We start from the raw sequence: 21947 nt of genomic DNA, 5'->3' as shown, positions 1-21947 counted from the left end.
GTCACAGCCCCCGCATCATGCGGCCCATGACCTCAAGGGCACGGTCGACATCGGCGCCGGTGTTGTGGGCGCCGAGACTGAAGCGGACGAGCGGAGGCAGCGCCTCGCGCTCCTGCAGCCAGTGGTGCGCGCAGAAGTGGCCGCTGCGCACCGAGATGTGCGCCTTTGCGAGGAACACGGCGAGGCGGTGCGCGTCGACGCGCTCGGGCAGCACCGAGACGACGGCGGATGCCGCGGGTGAGACGACCCGCAGGTGCGGCAGGCTCTGCAACCCGTCGTACAGGCGCGCCGCGAGGCTCTCCTCGCGCTGCGCGATGGTGTCCTCATGCCGCGCGAACCACCGCAGCGCGGCGCCGAACCCGATGATCTCCGCCCACGCCTGCAGGCCGGGTTCGAGCCGGGTGTGGGGCTCGTCGGCGGGCACGAAGTCGTGTTCGGTGACGGCGGCGACCTGGCCGGCGCCGACGAAGGTCAGCTCGAGCGCGGCGAGCAGGTCGCGGCTGGCGGCGACGACACCGAGCGACGGGCCGTACATCTTGTGCGCCGAGAAGCACACCGCGTCGGCGGCGGTTCCGCGCAGGGCCGCGAGGGCGTGCGGCGCCGCCTGGGCGGCGTCGACGATCACCGTCCCGCCGCGGCGGTGCGTGCGGGCGACGAGGTCGGCGAGGTTCGCGGTGACGGCGCCGTGGACGTTGTCCATCGCGCTGACCACGACGAGCGCGTCGACGAGGGCGTCGTCGTCGACCTGCACCACCCCCGCGGTGCGCTCGACGACGAGACGCGGGATGCCGGTGCGCCGCGCGAACGCCATCGTCGCGAGGAACACCGAGTTGTGCTCGGTGTGCGTCGTGACGACGCGGCGATAGCGGCCCGCGGGCAGCTGATGCAGCAGCAGATTGAGGCCGTAGGTCGTGTTGAGCGTGAAGGAGCACGCGTAGCGCTGCCGGGACAGCCCGAGCATGTCGAGCACGGCCGCCCGCGTCGCGGCGACCTGCTCGTCGACCCGGCGGCCGGCGTCGTAGCGGACGCGCCCGCCGCACGCGTTGTCCTCGGTGTAGTACGCCGTCACGGCGTCGATCACCGGTTGCGGGCGCATGGTCTGGCAGGCCGAGTCGAGGTAGATGTCCTGATCCGCCAGGTAGGCGAAGTCCGCGCGATCGGCGGGCGTCGCGGCCGGGGCGACCGACGCGGCAGAGGTGCGGGTGAACAGCGACCGGATGCCGCCCGAAGAGGCCATGGCTCGATCCTCCGCCGTCGGATGGTCCCGCCGTCCCCGCAGCGACCGTGACAAATGCCGCCGCCAGCACCTTCCCCGGCCCGGGCGCCGACGCCGATCCGCGGGATCGACGGGCGGGGCGAGCAGCGGGGCGCGGTCAGCGGGCGCGAGGGTGGGACGTGGCGTAGACGTCGCGCAGCGCGTCCACCGTGACGTGCGTGTAGATCTGCGTCGTGGCGACCGAGGCGTGGCCGAGCAGCTCCTGCACGACACGGACGTCGGCGCCGCCCTGCAGCAGGTGCGTCGCGAACGAGTGGCGGAACGTGTGCGGCGACACGTGTGCCTGCAGGTCCGCCCGCTCGGCGGCCGCCTGAATCACCAGCCACGCGCCTTGCCGCGACATCGGCGCGCCGCGGGCGCCGAGGAACAGTCGCGGGGTCGCCCGTCCCCGGCGGGAGAGCTCGGGACGGGCGCGGGCGAGGTAGGCGTCCACGGCTGCGCGGGCGTACGACCCGACGGGCACGATCCGCTCCTTCGCGCCCTTGCCGCGCACCCGCAGCACGTCGCCGTGCGCCAGGTCGTCGACGTCGAGCTGCATGACCTCCGACACCCGCGCTCCGGTGGCGTACAGCAGCTCCAGGAGGGCGCGGTCGCGCAGGCGGAGGATGAGATCGTCCCCGGTGGCCCCGGTGTCGCCCGGGGCGGGACCGGCGGCATCCAGCAGCGCCTCGATCTGCGTGATCGACAGCGCCTTCGGCAGCCGCTGCGGGGCCTTCGGCGGGCGCAGCCGTTCACTGGGATCGGTGTCGGCGAGTCCTTCCCGCACCAGGAAGCGGTGCAGGCCGCGCACCGACGACTGCAGACGCGCGAGCGAGGTGGCCGCGGCGGGGGGCTGCGCCGAGGCGCGCTCCGCGGCGAACTGCGCGACGATCGCCGGCGTCACCTCGGAGGTGTCGACGATGCCGTGATCGCTCAGCCAGCCGCGGTAGACGGCGAGATCCCGCCGATACGCGGCGACGGTGTGCTCGGACAGGCCGCGCTCGATCGAGATGTGCCGCAGGTACGCCTCGACGGCGCGGTCGGCACGCACGGCGCTAGGCGTCCCGGCCGGGCGTCTCGCCGAGGGGACGGGGACGCTGCGGCCACGGCGCGTCGCCCGGCGCGAGCGTCTCCCACCCGCGGGCGCGCGCGGCGTGGGCGGCGAGCGCTCCGATCGCGAGCGAGGGGTTCTGCACCCGTCGCGCGAGGACCGCGTCGACGACCTCGTCCAGGCTCGCCCAGCGCACCTCGATGTCGGCCTCCTCCTCGCCGCGCGCGAAGACCTCTGCGGCGGGGGCGAGATCGCGGGCCAGGTAGACGCGGATCGCCTCATCGCTGCCGCCAGGGCTCGTGTAGAAGTCGCTGAGGACGTCCCAGCGGGATGCCGTGAGGTCGGCCTCCTCCGCCAGCTCTCGCTGCGCGGCGGCGAGCGCGTCCTCCCCCGCGACGTCGAGGAGCCCGGCGGGGATCTCCCAGTCGCGGGCGCGCACTGGGTGGCGGTACTGCTTGATCAGCAGCACCCGCTCCTGATCGTCCATCGCGAGGACGGCCACGGCGCCGGTGTGATCGACGTACTCCCGGACGATCGTGTCGCCGTTGTAGGCGAACGCATCGCGACGGATGTTCCAGACGCGGCCGGTGAACGGCGTCTCGGTCCTGAGGACCTCGACCTGCACGGGGTCATCGGTCAGCGCCTCGGGCTCACTCACCCTCGACCTCGAACAGCTCGCTCGCGCGGTGGCGCTCGAGCGCCGCCGCGATGAGCCCGCGGAACAGGGGGTTGGCCTCGGTGGGACGCGAGCGCAGCTCGGGGTGGGCCTGCGTGGCGATGTAGTACGGGTGCACCTCGCGCGGCAGCTCGACGTACTCGACGAGGTTGCGGTCGGGCGACAGCCCGGAGAACCACAGGCCCGCCTCGGCGATCTGGTCGCGGTAGCGGTTGTTGACCTCGTAGCGGTGACGGTGACGCTCGCTCGCGCGGTTCGCGCCGTACACCTCGGCTGCGAGCGAGCCCTCGGCCAGCTCCGCCTCGTAGAGTCCCAGACGCATCGTGCCGCCCATGTCGCCGCCGGCGATGATGTCGACCTGCTCGGCCATCGTCGCGATGACGGGGTGCGCGGTGTCGGGGTCGAACTCGCTCGAAGACGCCCCCTCGATCCCGGCGACGTTGCGGGCGTACTCGATCACCATGCACTGCAGGCCCAGGCAGATGCCGAGCGTCGGAATGCCCTGCTCGCGCGCGAACCGCAGGGCGCCGAGCTTGCCCTCGATGCCGCGGATGCCGAAGCCGCCCGGCACGACGATGCCGTCGACGGCGGCGAGCGCCTTCTCCGCGCCCTCCGGGGTCTCGCAGAGGTCGGACGGGATCCAGGTCACCTGCACCTTGGTCTCCTGCGCGAAACCACCGGCCTTCAGCGCCTCGGTCACCGACAGGTACGCGTCGGGCAGGTCGATGTACTTGCCGACGAGACCGATCGTGACCTCGTGCTTGGGGTTGTGGACGGCGTTCAGGACCTTGCTCCAGCGCGTCCAGTCCACCTCGTCGGCCTTCGCGGCAAGGCCCAGCGCGTCGACGATGTACGCGTCGAGCCCCTGCTCGTTGAGCATCGTGGGGATGTCGTAGATCGACGGCACGTCGACCGCGTTGACCACGGCATCCTCGTCGACGTCGCACATGAGCGCGATCTTGCGCTTGTTCGACTCGGTCACGGGCCGGTCGCTGCGCAGCACCAGCGCGTCGGGCTGGATGCCGATCTGGCGCAGCGCCTGCACGGAGTGCTGCGTGGGCTTGGTCTTCTGCTCACCGGAGGCGCCCATGAACGGCACGAGGGAGACGTGCACGAAGAAGACGTTCTTGCGTCCGAGCTCGTGGCGGATCTGCCGAGCCGACTCGATGAACGGCTGCGACTCGATGTCGCCGACGGTGCCACCGATCTCGGTGATGATCACGTCGGGCTTCGGCGTCTCGTCGGCCTGCAGGCGCATCCGGCGCTTGATCTCGTCGGTGATGTGGGGAATGACCTGCACGGTGTCGCCGAGGTACTCGCCGCGGCGCTCGCGCGCGATCACCTGCGAGTAGATCTGTCCCGTCGTGACGTTGGCGGCCTGGCTCAGCTCAATGTCGAGGAAGCGCTCGTAGTGGCCGATGTCGAGGTCGGTCTCCGCGCCGTCGTCGGTGACGAACACCTCGCCGTGCTGGAACGGGTTCATCGTGCCGGGGTCGACGTTCAGGTACGGGTCGAGCTTCTGCATCACGACGCGCAGGCCCCGCGCGGTGAGGAGGTTCCCGAGCGACGCGGCGGTCAAGCCCTTCCCCAACGACGAAACGACACCGCCCGTCACGAAGATGTGCTTGGTGGTGTCGTTCTGAAGTGATCCCGCGTCTGAATGAGTGTCCGTCACGGGCTTTCATCCTATCAGTCTTGAGTGGCCGAGGCTCAGCAGCTCCCGGGCATGTTCGAGCGCCACCGACGAGTCGGGCAGTCCCGACAGCAGGCGCGCCATCTCGGCTTCGCGGTCGGCGCCCGCCAGCGCGCGCACGCTCGAGGCGGTCACGGCGCCGTCGCTGCCCTTGACGACGCTGAGATGGTTGGTCGCGAAGGCGGCGACCTGGGCGAGGTGCGTCACGACGATCACCTGGCTCGTCTCCGCCAGGCGCGCCAGGCGCCGGCCGACCTCGATGGCCGCCGCTCCCCCGATGCCGGCGTCGATCTCGTCGAACACGAATGTGGGAACACTGTCGGCACCGGCGATCACGACCTCGATCGCCAGCATCACCCGGCTGAGCTCGCCGCCGGAGGCGCTGCGGGCCACCGGCCGGAGGTCGGCACCGGGGTGCGGTGCGAGCAGGATCGTCACGTCGTCGCGACCGGATGCCGACGCCGTCCCCTCGGTGACCTGCACCTCGACGCGGGCGTCGGGCAGCGCGAGGGCACGGAGCTCGTCGGTGACGGCCGCCGACAGCCGTTCGGCGGCCGCACGCCGGAGCGCGGTGAGCCGCACGGCGAGGTCGTCCAGGGCGGATGCCGCGGCCTCCTCCTCTGCGCGCAGGCGCGCGATCCGGTCGCCGTCGTCGTCGAGCTCGGCCAGGCGCAGCGCACCGGTGCGCTGCACCGCCAGGGCCGCATCGAGGCTGCCATGCGCGCGGACGAGTGCGCCCACGGCGGCACGGCGCTCCTCCACGGCGGCGAGCTCGTGCGGGCCGGACTCGTCGAGATCGGCGAGGTAGGCGCTCAGCTCCGTGGCGAGGTCGGCGGCCCGGTACCTCAGATCGTCGAGGGTCGCGGCGTGCGCGGCGAGCGTCTCGTCACCGCGGGCGGCGCGGTCGAGCGCGCGCCGCGCCTCGGCGAGCAGAATGCCGACGTCGGGCGTGTCCCCGTCGCCGGACAGCGCGTCGTGCGCGATCGCGGCGGCCTGACGCAGTTCCTCCGCGTTGGCGAGGCGCTCGGCGCGCTGGGCGAGAGCGACGTCCTCCCCCGGCTGCGGGTCGACCTGCTCGATCTGGGCGAGCGCCGCGCGCAGCGCCTCGGCCTCGGCGGCGCGCTCGGCGCCGCGCTCGGTCAGCTCGGTCAACTCGGCCGCGAGCTCGCGCTGCCGGGCGAACGCGTCGCGGTAGGCCGCGAGGGCCGCCGCGATCTCCTCGCCGCCGAACCGGTCGAGCGCATCGCGCTGCGCGGCGCCGGAACGCAGCCGCAGCTGATCGGACTGGCCGTGGACGACGACGAGGTGCTCGGCGAGGTCGGCGAGCACACCGGCCGGCGCCGACCGTCCGCCGACGCTGGCGCGGCTGCGGCCCTCCGCCGTCACGGTACGCCCGAGGTAGAGCTCGGCGCGGCCGTCGCCGATCGGCTCGACATCGCCGCCGGCTTCGCTCACGCGTTCGGAGACCGCCCCGGCGTCCGGCACGATCCACACGCCCTCGACGACGGCCTGATCCGCGCCGGAGCGGACGACGCCCGAGTCGGCACGCGCACCCAGCAGCAATCCGAGCCCCGTCACGACCATCGTCTTACCGGCCCCGGTCTCACCGGTGATCGCCGTGAAACCCGGACCGATAGGGAGGGTGGCCTGCGCGATCACGCCGAGGTCGCGCAGGGTCATCTGCTCGATCACGCCGCACCCGTCCCGGGGCTCGCGGGGCTCACCGGGTTCGACGACGGGCCGCGCCACCCCACCACCGGCAGCTGGAATTTGCGCACCAGGCGGTCGGTGAACGGCGCCGGGTGCAGCCGGGCGAGCCGCACGGGCTCCGGATCGCGGCCGACGACGACACGGGCCCCGGGGGGCAGATCGTGCGAGCGCCGGCCGTCGCACCACAGGATGCCGGTGCCGTCGGTGCGGGCGAGCACCTCGATCGCCACGGTGGCTTCCGGTCCCACGACGAGCGGACGGGCGAAGAGGGCATGGGCGGACAGCGGGACGACGGCGATGGCCTCCACCGTCGGCCAGATCACCGGTCCTCCGGCGGAGAAGTTGTAGGCGGTCGATCCGGTCGGCGTCGCGATGACGACGCCGTCGCAGCCGAACGTCGACAGCGGCCGGCGATCGATCTCGATGACGACCTCCATCATCCGCTCCCGCGCCGCCTTCTCGACGGTGGCCTCGTTGAGCGCCCAGGTGTCGTAGATGACCTCCCCGGCGGCATCCTTCACCCGCACCGCCAGGGTCATGCGCTCCTCGACCTCGTAGTCGCGGTCGATGACCCGCCGCATGGCGTCGTCGATGACGTCGGCTTCGATCTCGGCGAGGAAGCCGACGTGACCCATGTTGATGCCGAGGATCGGCGCGGTGCCGCCGCGGACGAGTTCGGCGGCGCGGAGGATCGTGCCGTCGCCGCCGAGGACGATCGCGATCTCGATGTCGGCGACGTCCACGTCCGCGCCGAGCCCCGCGATCGGGCCGAGGTCGGCGAGCGCCGCCACGAGTTCCGGGTCGTCGATGGCCAGCACGGGACGTGCGCCCGAGGCGAGCACGGCGGCGATGACACGACGCGCCGCGGCGACGGTGTCGTCGCGGCGCGCGTGCGCGACGACGAGGATGTTCCGCGTCGGCTGGGTGGTCCCGCCCATCATGTCGCTCCCGCCAGTCGATTGACAGCCTGCAGATATTCTGTCGGATTGCCCGTCTCGGTCCCGCCGTCCCCGCCGACGGCCCGCGGACGCAGGTGTACGAGGAACTCCCGGTTGCCGTGCGTGCCTGCGAGGGGCGAGGCGAGCACCCCGACGGTGCCGAGACCGGCGTCCCATGCGGCCCAGAGCACGCCGGCGACGGCGTCGGCGCGCGCGGCGGCATCCGTTACGAGACCTTCGCGGACGCCGGTGCGGCCGACTTCGAACTGGGGTTTGACCAGCAGCACGATGTGCGCGTCGGCCCCGATCACCGCGGCGATCGCGGGCAGCACCAGCGTCAGCGAGATGAACGAGAGATCGCCGGTGACGATCTCGGGGCGGATGCCGTCGCCCGCCGCCTCGGCGAGGGACTGCGCCGTCATGTAGCGGACGTTGAACCCCTCCACCGCCGTCACACCGGGGTCGGCGGCGATCACCGGGTCCAGTTGCCCGTGGCCCACGTCCACCGCGAGCACGCGCGCGGCGCCGCGTTCGCGCAGCACCTGCGTGAAGCCCCCCGTCGAGGCACCGAGGTCGAGACACTGCCGTCCGGTGACGTCGACGCCGAAACCATCGAGAGCAGCGATGAGCTTGTGCGCGGCACGGCTGACGTAGTGGTCGGAGGCGGCGACGACGATCTGCTGATCATCACCCACTTTCACCGACGCCTTCACGACGGGGTGGCCGTCGACGGACACCAGTCCGGCGGTGATCAGCTGCGCCGCATGCGTGCGCGACCGGGCCAGTCCCCGGGCGGCGACGGCCGCATCGAGGCGCTGGGTCACTGGTCCCGCGGTCCGGACTCCAGGCGCCGGGCCAGGTCGTCGTGCAGCGCGGCGTACGCCGCAGCGCGCTCGCCGAGCGGCTGCCCCTCGATCACCTCGAGCGCGGACAGCAGATCGTCCCGGCGGCTATGGCCATCGGGGTCGCGAGCGTCGGCGGCATCCATCGGCATGCGCTCAACGATACCGTCCGGGCACAACGACGGGCGGGGCGGGCTCCGCCGCGGTCAGGGTCGATGGAACGGGTCGGCGTAGAGCTGCTCGGGAACGCGGAAGCCGTAGATCGCGCGCCCGCTCGCCCAGATGGCGGCCGCCCCGGCGCGCACCAGGTCGATCGGGCGGGTACCCGCGGCGACAATGTGGATGTCGGCGCCGTCGATCCGCACCGCCGCGTCGCGCACGCTCGTCACCTCGCCGCGCACGACGGTCTCGGGGTACTCCTCGTGCAGCTCCCGCAGGTCGGCGAGGATGTAGGTGGGGCGCGAGGTGGGCGGCGCCGCGAGCACGTGCTTGGGCCGATCGATCCCGGTGAGCACGAGGGCCGAGTCGATGCCCGCCGTCTGTGCGCCGGCGATGTCGGTGTCGAGCCGGTCTCCGATGAAGAGCGGATGCCGGGCGCCGAAGCGGGCGACGGCCTCGTCGAAGATGGGCCGCTCCGGCTTGCCGGCGACGACCGCGAGGCGCCCGACGGCGGTGTGGACGGCGGAGACGAGCGTGCCGTTGCCCGGTGCGATCCCGCGCGCCTGCGGAATCGTCCAGTCGGTGTTCGTGGCGATCCAGGGGATGCCGCCCTCGTCCTCCGGTGTCGCCAGCGCGTAGGACGCCTCAGCGAGATGCTCCCAGCCGACGTGGGGCGCGAACCCCTGCACGACGGCCGCCGGTGCATCGTCGGCGCTGCGCGTGACGACGAAGCCGGCCTTCTCAACCTCGAAGACCAGGCCGTCTCCGCCGACGACGAGGATGGTCGCACCGGCGGGCACCCGCTCCCGCAGGAGGCGCATCGCCGCCTGCGGACTCGTGACGACGTCCTCGGGCCGCGTCGCCACGAGGCCGAGGTCGCGAAGGTGTTCCGCGACAACCGCGTCCCGGCGGGAGGCGTTGTTGGTGATGTAGCCGAGCCGGCTTCCGCCGGTCGCCGCCGCGTTGAGGCTCTCGATGGCATGCGGAAGCTTCCCGGGACCGGCGTAGACCACGCCGTCGAGGTCCGCGAGCACGGCATCCACGCCGTCGAGGGGTGTGCGCGACGCGCGACGGCCGAACAGCGCCATCAGCGCTCCCCCGCCTCGCCGTTGTCATCACCTGAACGGTCGTCCGCGGGGCCAGCCGCGGGGCCATCCGCGGGGACGTCCGTGTGGTCGTCGACCGGCAGCGGAATCTCTTCGACCTCGTCGATCTCCAGCACTTCGCGATCAGCATCGCGGGCACCGATGGCCTCTTCGGCGATCTCGGCGCGACGCTGCCACGCGGCAGCCTCCTCGGTGCGCCCGAGTTCCTCGAGGACGGCGGCGCGGGCCGCGAACAGGCCGGGACTCCACGCGAACGCGCGGTCCGGGTCGAGTTCGGGGATGTCGAGCTCCTGCAGGGCGCGCTCCGTCTCGCCGAGGTCCAGCCGTGCGCCCGACATCGCGATCGCGAGCTCCACGCGGACCTCGGTCGGCAGGGTGCTCCGGTCGACGGCGCGACCGACCTCGAGGGCGCGGTCGGGACGACCGACCCCCCGCTCGCTGTCGACGAGCAGTGCGATCTGGTCGTCGCGGCCGGAGATCCGGCGATAGGTGCGCAGTTCGCGCACGGCAAGGGCGAAGTCGCCGAGCGCGTACGCGGTGATCGCGACGGTCTCACGCACGATCGCGATGCGTCCGGCGCTGCGGGATGCCGCAAGCGCGTGCTGGTGCGCGAGCGCGGGGTCGTCGTCGATGAGGCGTGCGGCCATCGCGAGATGACGGGCGACCTGCTCGGCGTTCTCCTTGCTGAGGGTCTTCAGCTCATTGCGCGCAGCCCCGTTGAGATCCCGCGGCGTCACGTCGGCGGGCAGCGGCGGCGCCGGCGGACCGACACGACGGTCGGAATCCTGCGGCGGCCGGCTGGACCGGCGGTCCCCGTCGCGCTTGGCGTAGGGCTTCTTTTCACCGTCGCGCTTCGGGTACGGCTTCTTCTCGCCATCGCGCTTCGGGTACGGCTTCTTCTCGCCATCGCGCTTCGGGTACGGCTTCTTCTCGCCATCGCGCTTCCCGTACGGCTTCTTCTCACCGGCGCGCGGGGACAGCTGCTTCCGTTCGCCGCTCCGCGGGCGTCGTTCCTCGGCCATTGCTGCTTCCTCTCACACGCGGGTTAACGAGAAATGGCCACCCATCACTGGGTGGCCATTTCACGAAAGAAGTCCGGCGGTGTCCTACTCTCCCACAGGGTCCCCCCTGCAGTACCATCGGCGCTGTGAGGCTTAGCTTCCGGGTTCGGAATGTAACCGGGCGTTTCCCTCACGCTATGGCCGCCGAAACACTATTGATGTTTCAGTCTGCACAACATGTCAATGTCATGCGGTTCTCGACCGTACATCGAGAACCACTCAGTGGACGCAAGCACCTAAAACGGTGTGTTATCAAGTCATCGGCTTATTAGTACCGGTCAGCTTCACGCGTTACCGCGCTTCCACATCCGGCCTATCAACCCAGTAGTCTGGCTGGGAGCCTCTCGCCCGAAGGCATGGAAATCTCATCTTGAGGCCGGCTTCCCGCTTAGATGCTTTCAGCGGTTATCCATCCCGAACGTAGCTAACCAGCGGTGCTCTTGGCAGAACAACTGGCACACCAGAGGTTCGTCCAACCCGGTCCTCTCGTACTAGGGTCAGATCCTCTCAAATTTCCTACGCGCGCAGCGGATAGGGACCGAACTGTCTCACGACGTTCTAAACCCAGCTCGCGTACCGCTTTAATGGGCGAACAGCCCAACCCTTGGGACCTACTCCAGCCCCAGGATGCGACGAGCCGACATCGAGGTGCCAAACCATGCCGTCGATATGGACTCTTGGGCAAGATCAGCCTGTTATCCCCGAGGTACCTTTTATCCGTTGAGCGACAGCGCTTCCACAAGCCACTGCCGGATCACTAGTCCCGACTTTCGTCCCTGCTCGACCTGTCAGTCTCACAGTCAAGCTCCCTTGTGCACTTACACTCGCCACCTGATTGCCAACCAGGTTGAGGGAACCTTTGGGCGCCTCCGTTACTTTTTGGGAGGCAACCGCCCCAGTTAAACTACCCACCAGGCACTGTCCCTGAACCGGATTACGGTTCGAAGTTAGATATCCAGAGTGACCAGAGTGGTATTTCAACAACGACTCCACGGTAACTGGCGTCACCGCTTCACAGTCTCCCACCTATCCTACACAAGCCACACCGAACACCAATACCAAGCTGTAGTAAAGGTCACGGGGTCTTTCCGTCCTGCTGCGCGTAACGAGCATCTTTACTCGTAGTGCAATTTCGCCGAGTTCGCGGTTGAGACAGTTGGGAAGTCGTTACGCCATTCGTGCAGGTCGGAACTTACCCGACAAGGAATTTCGCTACCTTAGGATGGTTATAGTTACCACCGCCGTTTACTGGGGCTTAAATTCTCAGCTTCGCCTTGCGGCTAACCGGTCCTCTTAACCTTCCAGCACCGGGCAGGCGTCAGTCCGTATACATCGTCTTGCGACTTGGCACGGACCTGTGTTTTTAATAAACAGTCGCTACCCACTAGTCTCTGCGGCCTCCAAACGCTTTCGGAGCAAGTCCTAATACGTCGAAGGCCCCCCTTCTCCCGAAGTTACGGGGGCATTTTGCCGAGTTCCTTAACCACGATTCTCTCGATCTCCTTGGTATTCTCTACCTGACCACCTGAGTCGGTTTGGGGTACGGGCGGCTAGAACCTCGCGTCGATGCTTTTCTTGGCAGCATAGGATCACCCACTTTTTATCCGCATCGTGTCTCAGCCTATGTGAGAGACGGATTTGCCTATCTCTCGGCCTACGCACTTGCACCAGGACAACCATCGCCTGGCTTGGGCTACCTTCCTGCGTCACACCTGTTAATACGCTAACCGCACCAGCATGGGGTCGTGCGCTAGCTCCACCGCTCTCACCCCGAAGGGATCGATGCAGAGGAATTCGGGCACTTAGCACCACTGGATTAGTTTGGGCGGTTCTTCGCCGGTACGGGAATATCAACCCGTTGTCCATCGACTACGCCTGTCGGCCTCGCCTTAGGTCCCGACTTACCCAGGGAAGATTAGCTTGACCCTGGAACCCTTGGTCTTTCGGAGGACGTGTTTCTCACACGTCTTTCGCTACTCATGCCTGCATTCTCACTCGTGTAGCCTCCACGGCTGGTTCACACCGCCGCTTCGCTGGCCACACGACGCTCTCCTACCCATCAACACGGCTGGACCACGAAGGCCTACCAATAATGTCAATGCCACAACTTCGGTGGCGTGCTTGAGCCCCGTTACATTGTCGGCGCGGAATCACTTGACCAGTGAGCTATTACGCACTCTTTCAAGGGTGGCTGCTTCTAAGCCAACCTCCTGGTTGTCAGAGCAACTCCACATCCTTTCCCACTTAGCACGCGCTTTGGGACCTTAGTTGGTGGTCTGGGTTGTTTCCCTCTCGACTATGAAGCTTATCCCCCACAGTCTCACTGCTGCGCTCTCACTTACCGGCATTCGGAGTTTGGCTGACGTCAGTAACCTTGTAGGGCCCATCGGCCATCCAGTAGCTCTACCTCCGGCAAGAAACACGCAACGCTGCACCTAAATGCATTTCGGAGAGAACCAGCTATCACGAAGTTTGATTGGCCTTTCACCCCTATCCACAGCTCATCCCCTCAGTTTTCAACCTAAGTGGGTTCGGCCCTCCACGACGTCTTACCGTCGCTTCAGCCTGGCCATGGATAGATCACTTCGCTTCGGGTCTAGGACATGCGACTGAATCGCCCTATTCAGACTCGCTTTCGCTACGGCTACCCCTCACGGGTTAACCTCGCCACATATCGCTAACTCGCAGGCTCATTCTTCAAAAGGCACGCTGTCACAGCTGCTAGGGCTGCTCCAACGGTTTGTAAGCAAACGGTTTCAGGTACTATTTCACTCCCCTCCCGGGGTACTTTTCACCTTTCCCTCACGGTACTTGTCCGCTATCGGTCATCTGGGAGTATTTAGGCTTATCAGGTGGTCCTGACAGATTCACACGGGATTTCTCGGGCCCCGTGCTACTTGGGATACTCTTCGCGCCAAGGGAGGCATTTCGACTACGGGGTTGGCACCCTCTATGACCTGGCTTTCAATCCAGTTCGTCTATACCTTCTTGTAACGCCGGCTGCTCGGCAGAACAGCCTGAAAAGTCCCACAACCCCGAATACGCAACTCCTGCCGGATATCACACGTACTCGGTTTAGCCTGTTCCGGTTTCGCTCGCCACTACTAACGGAATCGCGGTTGCTTTCTCTTCCTGTGGGTACTGAGATGTTTCACTTCCCCACGTTCCCTCTACCCGCCCTATATATTCAGGCGGGAGTCACTGGGTCGGCACGCCGCCCAGCGGGGTTTCCCCATTCGGAGATCCTCGGATCAAAGTGTGCTTATCCACTCCCCGAGGCTTATCGCAGATTGCTACGTCCTTCTTCGGCTCCAGATGCCAAGGCATCCACCGTTTGCTCTTAAAGACTTGAAATCACATGAGTTTGAATCGTCAATTGAAATTGACTAATGATCTTTAAGATCATCTTTCTGAACCGACTTGCGTCGGTTCAAAGATGCTCGCGTCCACTGTGTAGTTCTCAAAGTACGGGCGGTACCCTCTCCGCAGCCGGCGCTGCCGGCGTCAGAAAAGGTCCTGAGGTTGGTTGCGCTTTCGCGCATCCGGTCCCTCAGGACCCAACAGCGTGCATGTGCCGGCTCTCTTGCCTCGAGCTTTCCAGACCCGAAGGTCGTACTGGCTCGAGGATCGATCCTCGGCACCTCGTCAAATGTTCCACCCATGAGCTAACCGGCGAGAACGTTCGTCTCGATCCGGCGCCTGGACACCCGAGGGTGCCAGATGCTCCTTAGAAAGGAGGTGATCCAGCCGCACCTTCCGGTACGGCTACCTTGTTACGACTTAGTCCTAATTACCGATCCCACCTTCGACGGCTCCCTCCACAAGGGTTGGGCCACCGGCTTCAGGTGTTACCGACTTTCATGACTTGACGGGCGGTGTGTACAAGACCCGGGAACGTATTCACCGCAGCGTTGCTGATCTGCGATTACTAGCGACTCCGACTTCATGAGGTCGAGTTGCAGACCTCAATCCGAACTGGGACCGGCTTTTTGGGATTCGCTCCACCTTACGGTATTGCAGCCCTTTGTACCGGCCATTGTAGCATGCGTGAAGCCCAAGACATAAGGGGCATGATGATTTGACGTCATCCCCACCTTCCTCCGAGTTGACCCCGGCAGTATCCCATGAGTTCCCACCATTACGTGCTGGCAACATAGAACGAGGGTTGCGCTCGTTGCGGGACTTAACCCAACATCTCACGACACGAGCTGACGACAACCATGCACCACCTGTTTACGAGTGTCCAAAGAGTTGACCATTTCTGGCCCGTTCTCGTATATGTCAAGCCTTGGTAAGGTTCTTCGCGTTGCATCGAATTAATCCGCATGCTCCGCCGCTTGTGCGGGTCCCCGTCAATTCCTTTGAGTTTTAGCCTTGCGGCCGTACTCCCCAGGCGGGGAACTTAATGCGTTAGCTGCGTCACGGAATCCGTGGAATGGACCCCACAACTAGTTCCCAACGTTTACGGGGTGGACTACCAGGGTATCTAAGCCTGTTTGCTCCCCACCCTTTCGCTCCTCAGCGTCAGTTACGGCCCAGAGATCTGCCTTCGCCATCGGTGTTCCTCCTGATATCTGCGCATTCCACCGCTACACCAGGAATTCCAATCTCCCCTACCGCACTCTAGTCTGCCCGTACCCACTGCAGGCTGGAGGTTGAGCCTCCAGTTTTCACAGCAGACGCGACAAACCGCCTACGAGCTCTTTACGCCCAATAATTCCGGATAACGCTTGCACCCTACGTATTACCGCGGCTGCTGGCACGTAGTTAGCCGGTGCTTTTTCTGCAGGTACCGTCACTTTCGCTTCTTCCCTGCTAAAAGAGGTTTACAACCCGAAGGCCGTCGTCCCTCACGCGGCGTTGCTGCATCAGGCTTGCGCCCATTGTGCAATATTCCCCACTGCTGCCTCCCGTAGGAGTCTGGGCCGTGTCTCAGTCCCAGTGTGGCCGGTCACCCTCTCAGGCCGGCTACCCGTCGACGCCTTGGTGAGCCGTTACCTCACCAACAAGCTGATAGGCCGCGAGCTCATCCTTGACCGAAGTTCTTTCCAGCTGCTGAAGATGCCTTCGCAGCTCGTATCCGGTATTAGACGCCGTTTCCAGCGCTTATCCCAGAGTCAAGGGCAGATTGCTCACGTGTTACTCACCCGTTCGCCACTGATCCAGCAGAGCAAGCTCCGCTTTCACCGTTCGACTTGCATGTGTTAAGCACGCCGCCAGCGTTCATCCTGAGCCAGGATCAAACTCTCCGTAAAGAAATGTTGCTGCGATCAGCCGGAAATTGACTGAAGCAGCGAGTTTGATCTGACCAAAGGGATGTCATTACTGACTTCCGTTGCCGGCACCGAAAGTGCCGGACTTTGATCCAAAGGAATCTCATTCAACCGAGGTTGAATCGAGGTTTTTTGGCATTTGACAAGTGCACGCTGTTGAGTTCTCAAGGATCGGATGCTCCTGCCGTTCAGCCTCTCGGCCTCTCCTGCAGGGCAACTTCTCTATCTTACACTTCGTGTTTCGCTTGTCAAATCGGCGTTTCTGACCGGAGTCAGACGCGATGACGTGCATCTCACGAAGCTAGATCGGCAGCTCGACGTTTCGGCTTCAAGCCAGCCCGTCGGGCAACTTCTCTATCTTATCCCCTCTCGCTCTGCTTGTCAAGTGGGCTGTCTGTGACTGATTTGGCGTCTCCAGCAGCACTCTTCGACAGCTTCGAGGAGTGGGATCCCATCCTAGACCAGAAGGTCTTGTTCTCTCTACGAGAGGTTTGGGATGGGGTGGTTCTCCGCTTGAGGGGGCGAGGCCTTCCGGCCCTTCGCTCTTCCCTGTGGGGTGAACAAGTAATAAGTTACGTGGCCCCGGGGCATCTGGCAAATCCGGCTCGCATCCCGGGCGTGTCGCGCCCGCGCGTGGCGATACGCCACACCAGGTTCGGCCTGATCGCACGGTCAATCGTTCTCGGCCGGGGCGTATCGTGGCGCCATGAGCCGCGTCGTGCCTCTCCCCGCTCGCACGGACGTCGCCGCGCTGGCACGCTCCGCGGTCGCGTGCGCCTCGGCATCCGCCCTGCGTCTGTCCGGCGTCGACGGGGTGGCGGATCTCGACGCTGACCGCATCGCGGTCGCGTACTCCAGTGAGCGGTGGTTCCGCATGGACGGCCGGCCGCGTGCCGGGTTCGCCCCGCTGTCTGCCTTCTTCCCCACGATGGACGGCTGGGTCCGCACCCACGCCAACTATCCGCATCACCGGGCGGCGCTGCTGCTCGGCCTCGGGCTCTCGCGCGACGCACGCCGGATCGATGCGGATGCCGAGGACGTGGACTCCGACGCCGAGACCCGGCAGCGGGTCGCCGCACGCCTCGCGACGATGTCCACCGCCGCAGCCGCGGCAGGCGTGACGGCGGCCGGCGGACTGTGCGTCGCCGTCCGCCCGGAGGATTGGGCGGCCGACGACAGCTGGCGCCGGCATCCGCTCGTGGAGATCCGCCGCCTCGGCGACGCGCCCGCGCGTCCCCTCCCCGCGCCGACCGCTCTCGCGCCGCTGCGCGGAGTCCGCGTTCTCGATCTGACGCGCGTCATCGCCGGCCCGGTCGCGACGGGCACGCTCGCACTGCTCGGCGCCGAGGTGCTGCGCATCGATCCGCCCCGTCTCGGCGAACCGGAGAACCAGCACCTCGACACCGGTCACGGCAAGAGGTCGGCGCTGCTGGACCTGTCCTCCCCCGCGGGCCGCTCGCGGGGGGAGGAACTGCTGAGCGGCGCCGACGTCATCGCGCTGGGATATCGTCCCGCGGCGCTGGCTGCGCTCGGTCTGTCGCCGGAGGCGATCGCGGCGCGGCATCCGGGCGTCGTCGTGCTGCAGTTGACGGCGTGGGGCGAGCCCGACAGGCGCGGCTTTGACAGTCTCGTGCAGGCGGACAGCGGCATCGCGGTCCTCGAGGGCGACGACGCCGCGCCCGGCGCGCTTCCCGCGCAGGCACTCGACCACAGCGCGGGCTATCTGCTGGCCTCCGCGGCGATGGACCTCCTCGGTCGTCGCAGTCGTGAGGGCGGATCGTGGCTGGCATCGACGTCGCTGCGTCGGATCGCCGCAGAGCTGCTGGGCCTGCCGCGGACGCCGGAGAAGACTCCCCTGCACCCCCTCGCGGATGCGGCCGGTCACACTCAGGACTTCATCGTGGACGGCGTCCGCATCACGACCGCAGCCCCTGCGGTGTCCTACCCCGGCGGCCCGACCGCCTTCGCCGCGCCGCGCCCGTGGGGACGCGACGAGCCGGCGTGGGCGTGACCGCCGGCATCCGCCCCGCCACGCGAACGGCCCCCGCTCCGGAGAGCAGGGGCCGTCGTGCTGCGTGCGCGCTGCTTACTGGGCGGCCTTCACGATCTCGAGGAGGTTCGGGTTGTTGGCGTACGCCTCGGCCGCGTTCTCCTTGGTGACGATCACCGGGTCGAGCAGGTACGCGGGCACGACCTTCACGCCGTTGTCGTACTGCTCGGTGTCGTTGACGTCGACCTCTTCACCCTTCTGGAGCTGCTGGATCATCTTGATCGTCTGCGCCACGAGGAGCGAGGTGTCCTTGTTGATCGTCGAGTACTGCTCACCGGCCATGATCGACTTGACCGACTCGACCTCCGAGTCCTGACCCGTCACGGTGAAAGTCGCGATGTCCTTGCCTGCGCCCTTCACCGACGTGATGATGGCGCGGGCGAGGGTGTCGTTGGGTGACAGGACGCCGTCGATCGATCCGTCGGCGTAGTTGGCCGTCATGAGCGAGTCCATCCGGCTCTGCGCGTTCTCGGCCTTCCAGCCCTGCGTGGCCGTCTGCGCGATGTCGGTCTGACCCGACTTCACGACCAGCGTGCCGTCGTCGATCTTCGGCTGCAGGACGCTCATCGCGCCGTTGAAGAACACCGCGGAGTTGGCGTCGTCAGGCGAACCCGAGAACAGCTCGATGTTCCACGGCGCGGCGTGACCCGAGCGGGCGGCGAGGCCGTCGAGCAGGGCCTGGCCCTGCAGCTCGCCGACCTTGTAGTTGTCGAAGGCGACGTAATAGTCGACGTTCGGCGTGTTCTCGATCAGGCGGTCGTACGCGATGATCTTGACGCCGGCGTCCGCAGCCTGCTGCAGCTGGGTGCCCAGCTGCTTGCCGTCCTTGGCGCCGATGACGATGACCTTCGCCCCGTTGGTGATCATCGACGAGATCTGGTTCTGCTGCTCGGCGACGGTGTTCGACGCGGGCGCGTACTGGACGTCCGCCTTGAAGCCGGCCTCCTCGAGTCCGTCCTTGAACAGGTCGCCCGCGAGGACCCAGTTCTCCGAGGTCTTGTCCGGCAGGGCGATGCCGATCGACGCGTCGGCGGCGAAGCCGGCGGCCGCGCTCTCGGAGGCGTCGCCGCCCGTGCGTCCGGAGCCGGAGCAGCCGGTCAGTGCGAGAGCCGTGACGGCGGCCAAGGAGGCTGCCGCAAGAGCGATTCTCTTCATTGATTCATCACTTTCTCTGGTGAGGGTGAGACGAGGCGGTCTCGTGCCTACCCCTTGGGGAGGTCGGCCGGTTGGCTCGACTCGTTCGTACCCGACGTCGGGATGACGGCGGGGACAGGTGTGGCGATCTCGGCACTTCGATCGCGGCGACGCATGAGCAGGCCGATGATGGACGGGCCGCCGCGGCGCTTGCTCATGACGTCGACGGCGACGGCGAGCAGCAGCACGAGGCCCTTCGTGATCTGGATCGCGTCGGCGCCGGCGCCGATCAGTTGCAGACCGTTGTTGAGGAACGCCATGACGAGGCCACCGATGATCGAGCCGATCACCGTTCCGATGCCGCCGGAGACGGCCGCGCCGCCGATGAAGACCGCGGCGATGGCATCCAGCTCCCAGCCGTTGCCGTCCTGCGGCCCCGACGCCGTCGCGCGGCCGATGTAGATCATTCCGGCGACCGCGGCGAGCACCGACATGTTCATCATGACGAAGAAGTCGATGCGCCGATCCTTGACGCCGGACAGGCTCGCCGCGAGACGGTTGCCGCCGACGGCGTAGATGTGGCGACCGAACACCGTGCGGTTCGTCACGAACGAGTAGATCACCACGAGGACGAGCAGGATCACTCCCGAGATCGGGAAGCTCGTGCCGGGGCGACCGGTCGCGAACAGCCACGCCGCCCACAGGATCACGGCGGAGAGGATGACGACCTTCACGACCGACACCCACACCGGCGCCATGTCGCTGTCGATCTTGCGCTGCTGGCGGCGCAGACGCACCTCGTTGTAGATGATCCACGCGACGCCGATGAGTCCGAGCACCATCGTCAGGACGTTGAACTCGAGCGGCAGCGGGAGCTCGGGCAGGTATCCGGCGCCGATGAATCCGTACTCCGGGGGAACGGGAATGGTGGTCGACTGCCCGATCCACTGATTTCCGCCGCGGAAGATGAGCATGCCGGCCAGCGTGACGATGAACGCCGGGACGCCGACGTATGCGACCCAGAAGCCCTGCCAGGCACCCACGAGCGCGCCGACGATGAGGCCGATGCCGATCGCGAGGGGCCAGGGCATGTTCCACTCGCTCATCGACTTGGCGACGATGATGCCGACGAAGGCCGCGACCGAACCGACCGACAGGTCGATGTGGCCCATGATGATGACCATCACCATGCCGATCGCGAGGATCAGGATGTACGACTGCTGACTCACGACGTTGATGAGGTTCTGCGGCGAAAGGGTCGTGCCGCCGGTCCAGATCTGGAAGACGATGATGATGATGATGAGCGAGCCGAGGATGCCGAACTGACGCCCTGTCGACCCCGAGCGGAACATCTTGCGCAGGTCGGAGAGTCCGCCCTTGCTCTTCGCGGTCTGAGTGGTGTCGGTCATGCTTTCGCCTTCGGTCGGGAGGAGGTCATGCTGCGCATGAGGTTTTCGGGGGTGGCTTCGGATGCGGGGATGTCATCGGTGATCTGCCCCTCGAAGACCGTGTAGATCCGGTCGGCGATGCCGAGGAGCTCGGGCAGTTCGCTGGAGATGAGGATCACGCCTTTCCCCTGCGCCGCGAGCTGCTGGATGATCGTGTAGATCTCGTACTTCGCCCCGACGTCGATGCCGCGCGTCGGCTCGTCGAGGATCAGCAGGTCGGGGTCGGTGAACATCCACTTCGCCAGGACGACCTTCTGCTGATTGCCGCCGGAGAGCTTCGCGACGCCGACGTCGACGCTCGGAGTCTTGATGCGCAGACGCTTGCGGTAGTCCTCGGCGATGTCGTTCTCGGCATACGGATCCACGACGCCGCGACGGGCGATCTTGCTGAGCTTGGCTGCGACGATCGATCGCTTGATGGTGTCGAGGAGGTTGAGGCCGAGTACCTTGCGGTCCTCGCTCACGTAGGCCATGCCGTGGTCGATCGCGGACTTGACGTCCTTGATGGCGACCTCGTTGCCGTCGATGAGGATCTGACCCGACTCGTAGATGCCGTAGGAGCGGCCGAACAGGCTCATGGCGAGCTCGGTGCGCCCCGCCCCCATGAGTCCCGCGATGCCGACGATCTCGCCGCGGCGCACGAAGAGGTGGGAGTGTTTCGCCACGAGGCGCTCGGGCACCTGCGGGTGGCGCACCGTCCAGTCGCGCACCTCGAAGAACACGTCGCCGATGTGCGGCGTCCGGTCGGGGAAGCGACTTGCGAGCGACCGTCCGACCATGCCGCGGATGATGCGGTCCTCGTCGACGCCGCCCGCCGACACATCGAGGGTCTCGATCGTGCGGCCGTCGCGGATGATGGTGATCGAGTCGGCGATCTGCTCGATCTCGTTGAGCTTGTGGCTGATGATGATCGATGTGATCCCCTTGCCCTTGAGCGAGAGGATGAGGTCGAGCAGGTGCTGCGAGTCGTCTTCGTTGAGCGCCGCAGTCGGCTCGTCGAGGATCAGGAGTTTGACCTCCTTGGCGAGGGCCTTCGCGATCTCGACGAGCTGCTGCTTGCCGACGCCCAGGTGCTTGATCTGCGTGTCGGGGTCGTCGCGCAGCCCGACGCGGGCGAGCAGGTCGACGGCGCGCATGCGCGCCTCGGACCAGTCGATGACGCCGCCGTGCGCGATCTCGTTGCCGAGGAAGATGTTCTCGGTGATCGACAGCTCCGGGATGAGCGCGAGCTCCTGGTGGATGATCGCGATGCCCGCCTGCTCGCTCGCGCGGATGTCCTTGAACTCGACGACCTGGCCGCGGAAGAAGATCTCGCCGCTGTAGGTGCCGTAGGGGTACACGCCGGAGAGCACCTTCATCAGCGTGGATTTGCCGGCGCCGTTCTCTCCGCAGATCGCGTGGACCTCGCCGGCCGCGACGGTGATCGACACGTCACTGAGGGCCTTGACCCCGGGGAACTCCTTCGTGATGGAGCGCATCTCCAGGATGGGCATTGCGTCCGTCATCGGCCGCGACCTCCTCGTCTTACGATGTGACCGTTCACATCGCTTG

Annotated in this window: 14 protein-coding genes and 3 rRNA genes; 1 reads left to right on the top strand and 16 read right to left on the bottom strand. The window is 66.7% G+C overall.

What is annotated here, in order from left to right; genetic code table 11:
- Position 1 precedes the first annotated feature (1 nt).
- The 13 genes from ACPYN4_RS02795 to ACPYN4_RS02735 form a co-directional block, all read right to left on the bottom strand.
- Positions 2-1237: an aminotransferase class V-fold PLP-dependent enzyme gene (locus tag ACPYN4_RS02795; RefSeq protein ID WP_315551790.1), complete on the bottom strand. Its 1236-nt coding sequence runs from the start codon at positions 1235-1237 to the stop codon at positions 2-4.
- Between the two features lie 136 nt (positions 1238-1373).
- Positions 1374-2306 carry a site-specific tyrosine recombinase XerD gene (gene xerD, locus ACPYN4_RS02790; protein ID WP_315551792.1) on the bottom strand — a complete coding sequence of 311 codons (933 nt, stop codon included), beginning with the start codon at positions 2304-2306 and terminating at the stop codon, positions 1374-1376.
- 4 nt (positions 2307-2310) lie between these two features.
- The gene (locus tag ACPYN4_RS02785; RefSeq protein WP_287271178.1) at positions 2311-2964 is read right to left on the bottom strand and encodes an NUDIX domain-containing protein; all 654 of its coding nucleotides are present in this window, start codon (positions 2962-2964) and stop codon (positions 2311-2313) included.
- Positions 2957-4657, bottom strand: a complete 1701-nt coding sequence (locus ACPYN4_RS02780) for a CTP synthase (protein ID WP_315551794.1) — start codon at positions 4655-4657, stop codon at positions 2957-2959. The genes ACPYN4_RS02785 and ACPYN4_RS02780 overlap by 8 nt, the downstream gene beginning before the upstream one ends.
- A gap of 6 nt (positions 4658-4663) precedes the next feature.
- Positions 4664-6367, bottom strand: coding sequence for a DNA repair protein RecN (recN, locus tag ACPYN4_RS02775; protein ID WP_315551796.1), 1704 nt, complete (start codon positions 6365-6367; stop codon positions 4664-4666).
- Positions 6364-7323 (bottom strand): NAD kinase, encoded by a 960-nt coding sequence (locus tag ACPYN4_RS02770; RefSeq protein WP_424445553.1) that lies wholly within the window; start codon positions 7321-7323, stop codon positions 6364-6366. The genes recN and ACPYN4_RS02770 overlap by 4 nt, the downstream gene beginning before the upstream one ends.
- Positions 7323-8147: a TlyA family RNA methyltransferase gene (locus ACPYN4_RS02765; protein ID WP_424445552.1), complete on the bottom strand. Its 825-nt coding sequence runs from the start codon at positions 8145-8147 to the stop codon at positions 7323-7325. The genes ACPYN4_RS02770 and ACPYN4_RS02765 overlap by 1 nt, the downstream gene beginning before the upstream one ends.
- Positions 8144-8317: a hypothetical protein gene (locus ACPYN4_RS02760; RefSeq protein ID WP_281652036.1), complete on the bottom strand. Its 174-nt coding sequence runs from the start codon at positions 8315-8317 to the stop codon at positions 8144-8146. The genes ACPYN4_RS02765 and ACPYN4_RS02760 overlap by 4 nt, the downstream gene beginning before the upstream one ends.
- 54 nt (positions 8318-8371) lie before the next feature.
- Complete coding sequence (locus ACPYN4_RS02755) at positions 8372-9412, bottom strand: HAD-IIA family hydrolase (protein WP_424445551.1); 1041 nt, start codon at positions 9410-9412, stop codon at positions 8372-8374.
- Positions 9412-10452, bottom strand: a complete 1041-nt coding sequence (locus ACPYN4_RS02750; protein WP_424445550.1) for a hypothetical protein — start codon at positions 10450-10452, stop codon at positions 9412-9414. The genes ACPYN4_RS02755 and ACPYN4_RS02750 overlap by 1 nt, the downstream gene beginning before the upstream one ends.
- Positions 10453-10523: 71 nt before the next feature.
- Positions 10524-10640, bottom strand: a 5S ribosomal RNA gene (rrf, locus tag ACPYN4_RS02745).
- Between the two features lie 99 nt (positions 10641-10739).
- Positions 10740-13845 (bottom strand): 23S ribosomal RNA (locus ACPYN4_RS02740).
- 377 nt (positions 13846-14222) lie between these two features.
- Positions 14223-15746, bottom strand: a 16S ribosomal RNA gene (locus ACPYN4_RS02735).
- Together the 16S, 23S and 5S rRNA genes form the textbook arrangement of a ribosomal RNA operon.
- Before the next feature lie 724 nt (positions 15747-16470).
- Between ACPYN4_RS02735 and ACPYN4_RS02730 the strand changes: the two genes are divergently transcribed.
- Positions 16471-17775: a CoA transferase gene (locus ACPYN4_RS02730; protein WP_424445549.1), complete on the top strand. Its 1305-nt coding sequence runs from the start codon at positions 16471-16473 to the stop codon at positions 17773-17775.
- Between the two features lie 75 nt (positions 17776-17850).
- Here the strand turns inward: ACPYN4_RS02730 and ACPYN4_RS02725 are convergent, their stop codons facing one another.
- From ACPYN4_RS02725 to mmsA, 3 genes are read right to left on the bottom strand one after another with little or no spacing between them, the layout of a single operon-like run.
- Positions 17851-18969 (bottom strand): sugar-binding protein, encoded by a 1119-nt coding sequence (locus tag ACPYN4_RS02725; protein WP_076691188.1) that lies wholly within the window; start codon positions 18967-18969, stop codon positions 17851-17853.
- A 47-nt stretch (positions 18970-19016) separates the two neighbouring features.
- Positions 19017-20357: a multiple monosaccharide ABC transporter permease gene (gene mmsB, locus ACPYN4_RS02720; protein ID WP_239280362.1), complete on the bottom strand. Its 1341-nt coding sequence runs from the start codon at positions 20355-20357 to the stop codon at positions 19017-19019.
- The gene (gene mmsA, locus ACPYN4_RS02715; protein WP_239280364.1) at positions 20354-21901 is read right to left on the bottom strand and encodes a multiple monosaccharide ABC transporter ATP-binding protein; all 1548 of its coding nucleotides are present in this window, start codon (positions 21899-21901) and stop codon (positions 20354-20356) included. Before mmsA ends, mmsB begins: the two co-directional genes overlap by 4 nt.
- Positions 21902-21947 lie beyond the last annotated feature (46 nt).

The organism is Microbacterium sp. CH-015, assembly GCF_049707015.1.
GTDB lineage: Bacteria > Actinomycetota > Actinomycetes > Actinomycetales > Microbacteriaceae > Microbacterium > Microbacterium aurum.
This window is presented reverse-complemented; position numbering and strand designations above follow the sequence as displayed.

Bases quoted from the DNA above. Each gene is read 5' to 3' on its own strand.
- ACPYN4_RS02795 (WP_315551790.1), bottom strand. From the start codon at position 1,237: ATGGCCTCTTCGGGCGGCATCCGGTCGCTGTTCACCCGCACCTCTGCC.
- ACPYN4_RS02770 (WP_424445553.1), bottom strand. From the start codon at position 7,323: ATGGGCGGGACCACCCAGCCGACGCGGAACATCCTCGTCGTCGCGCAC.
- ACPYN4_RS02760 (WP_281652036.1), bottom strand. From the start codon at position 8,317: ATGCCGATGGATGCCGCCGACGCTCGCGACCCCGATGGCCATAGCCGC.
- ACPYN4_RS02755 (WP_424445551.1), bottom strand. From the start codon at position 9,412: ATGGCGCTGTTCGGCCGTCGCGCGTCGCGCACACCCCTCGACGGCGTG.
- ACPYN4_RS02750 (WP_424445550.1), bottom strand. From the start codon at position 10,452: ATGGCCGAGGAACGACGCCCGCGGAGCGGCGAACGGAAGCAGCTGTCC.
- ACPYN4_RS02730 (WP_424445549.1), top strand. From the start codon at position 16,471: ATGAGCCGCGTCGTGCCTCTCCCCGCTCGCACGGACGTCGCCGCGCTG.
- ACPYN4_RS02725 (WP_076691188.1), bottom strand. From the start codon at position 18,969: ATGAAGAGAATCGCTCTTGCGGCAGCCTCCTTGGCCGCCGTCACGGCT.
- mmsB (WP_239280362.1), bottom strand. From the start codon at position 20,357: ATGACCGACACCACTCAGACCGCGAAGAGCAAGGGCGGACTCTCCGAC.
- mmsA (WP_239280364.1), bottom strand. From the start codon at position 21,901: ATGACGGACGCAATGCCCATCCTGGAGATGCGCTCCATCACGAAGGAG.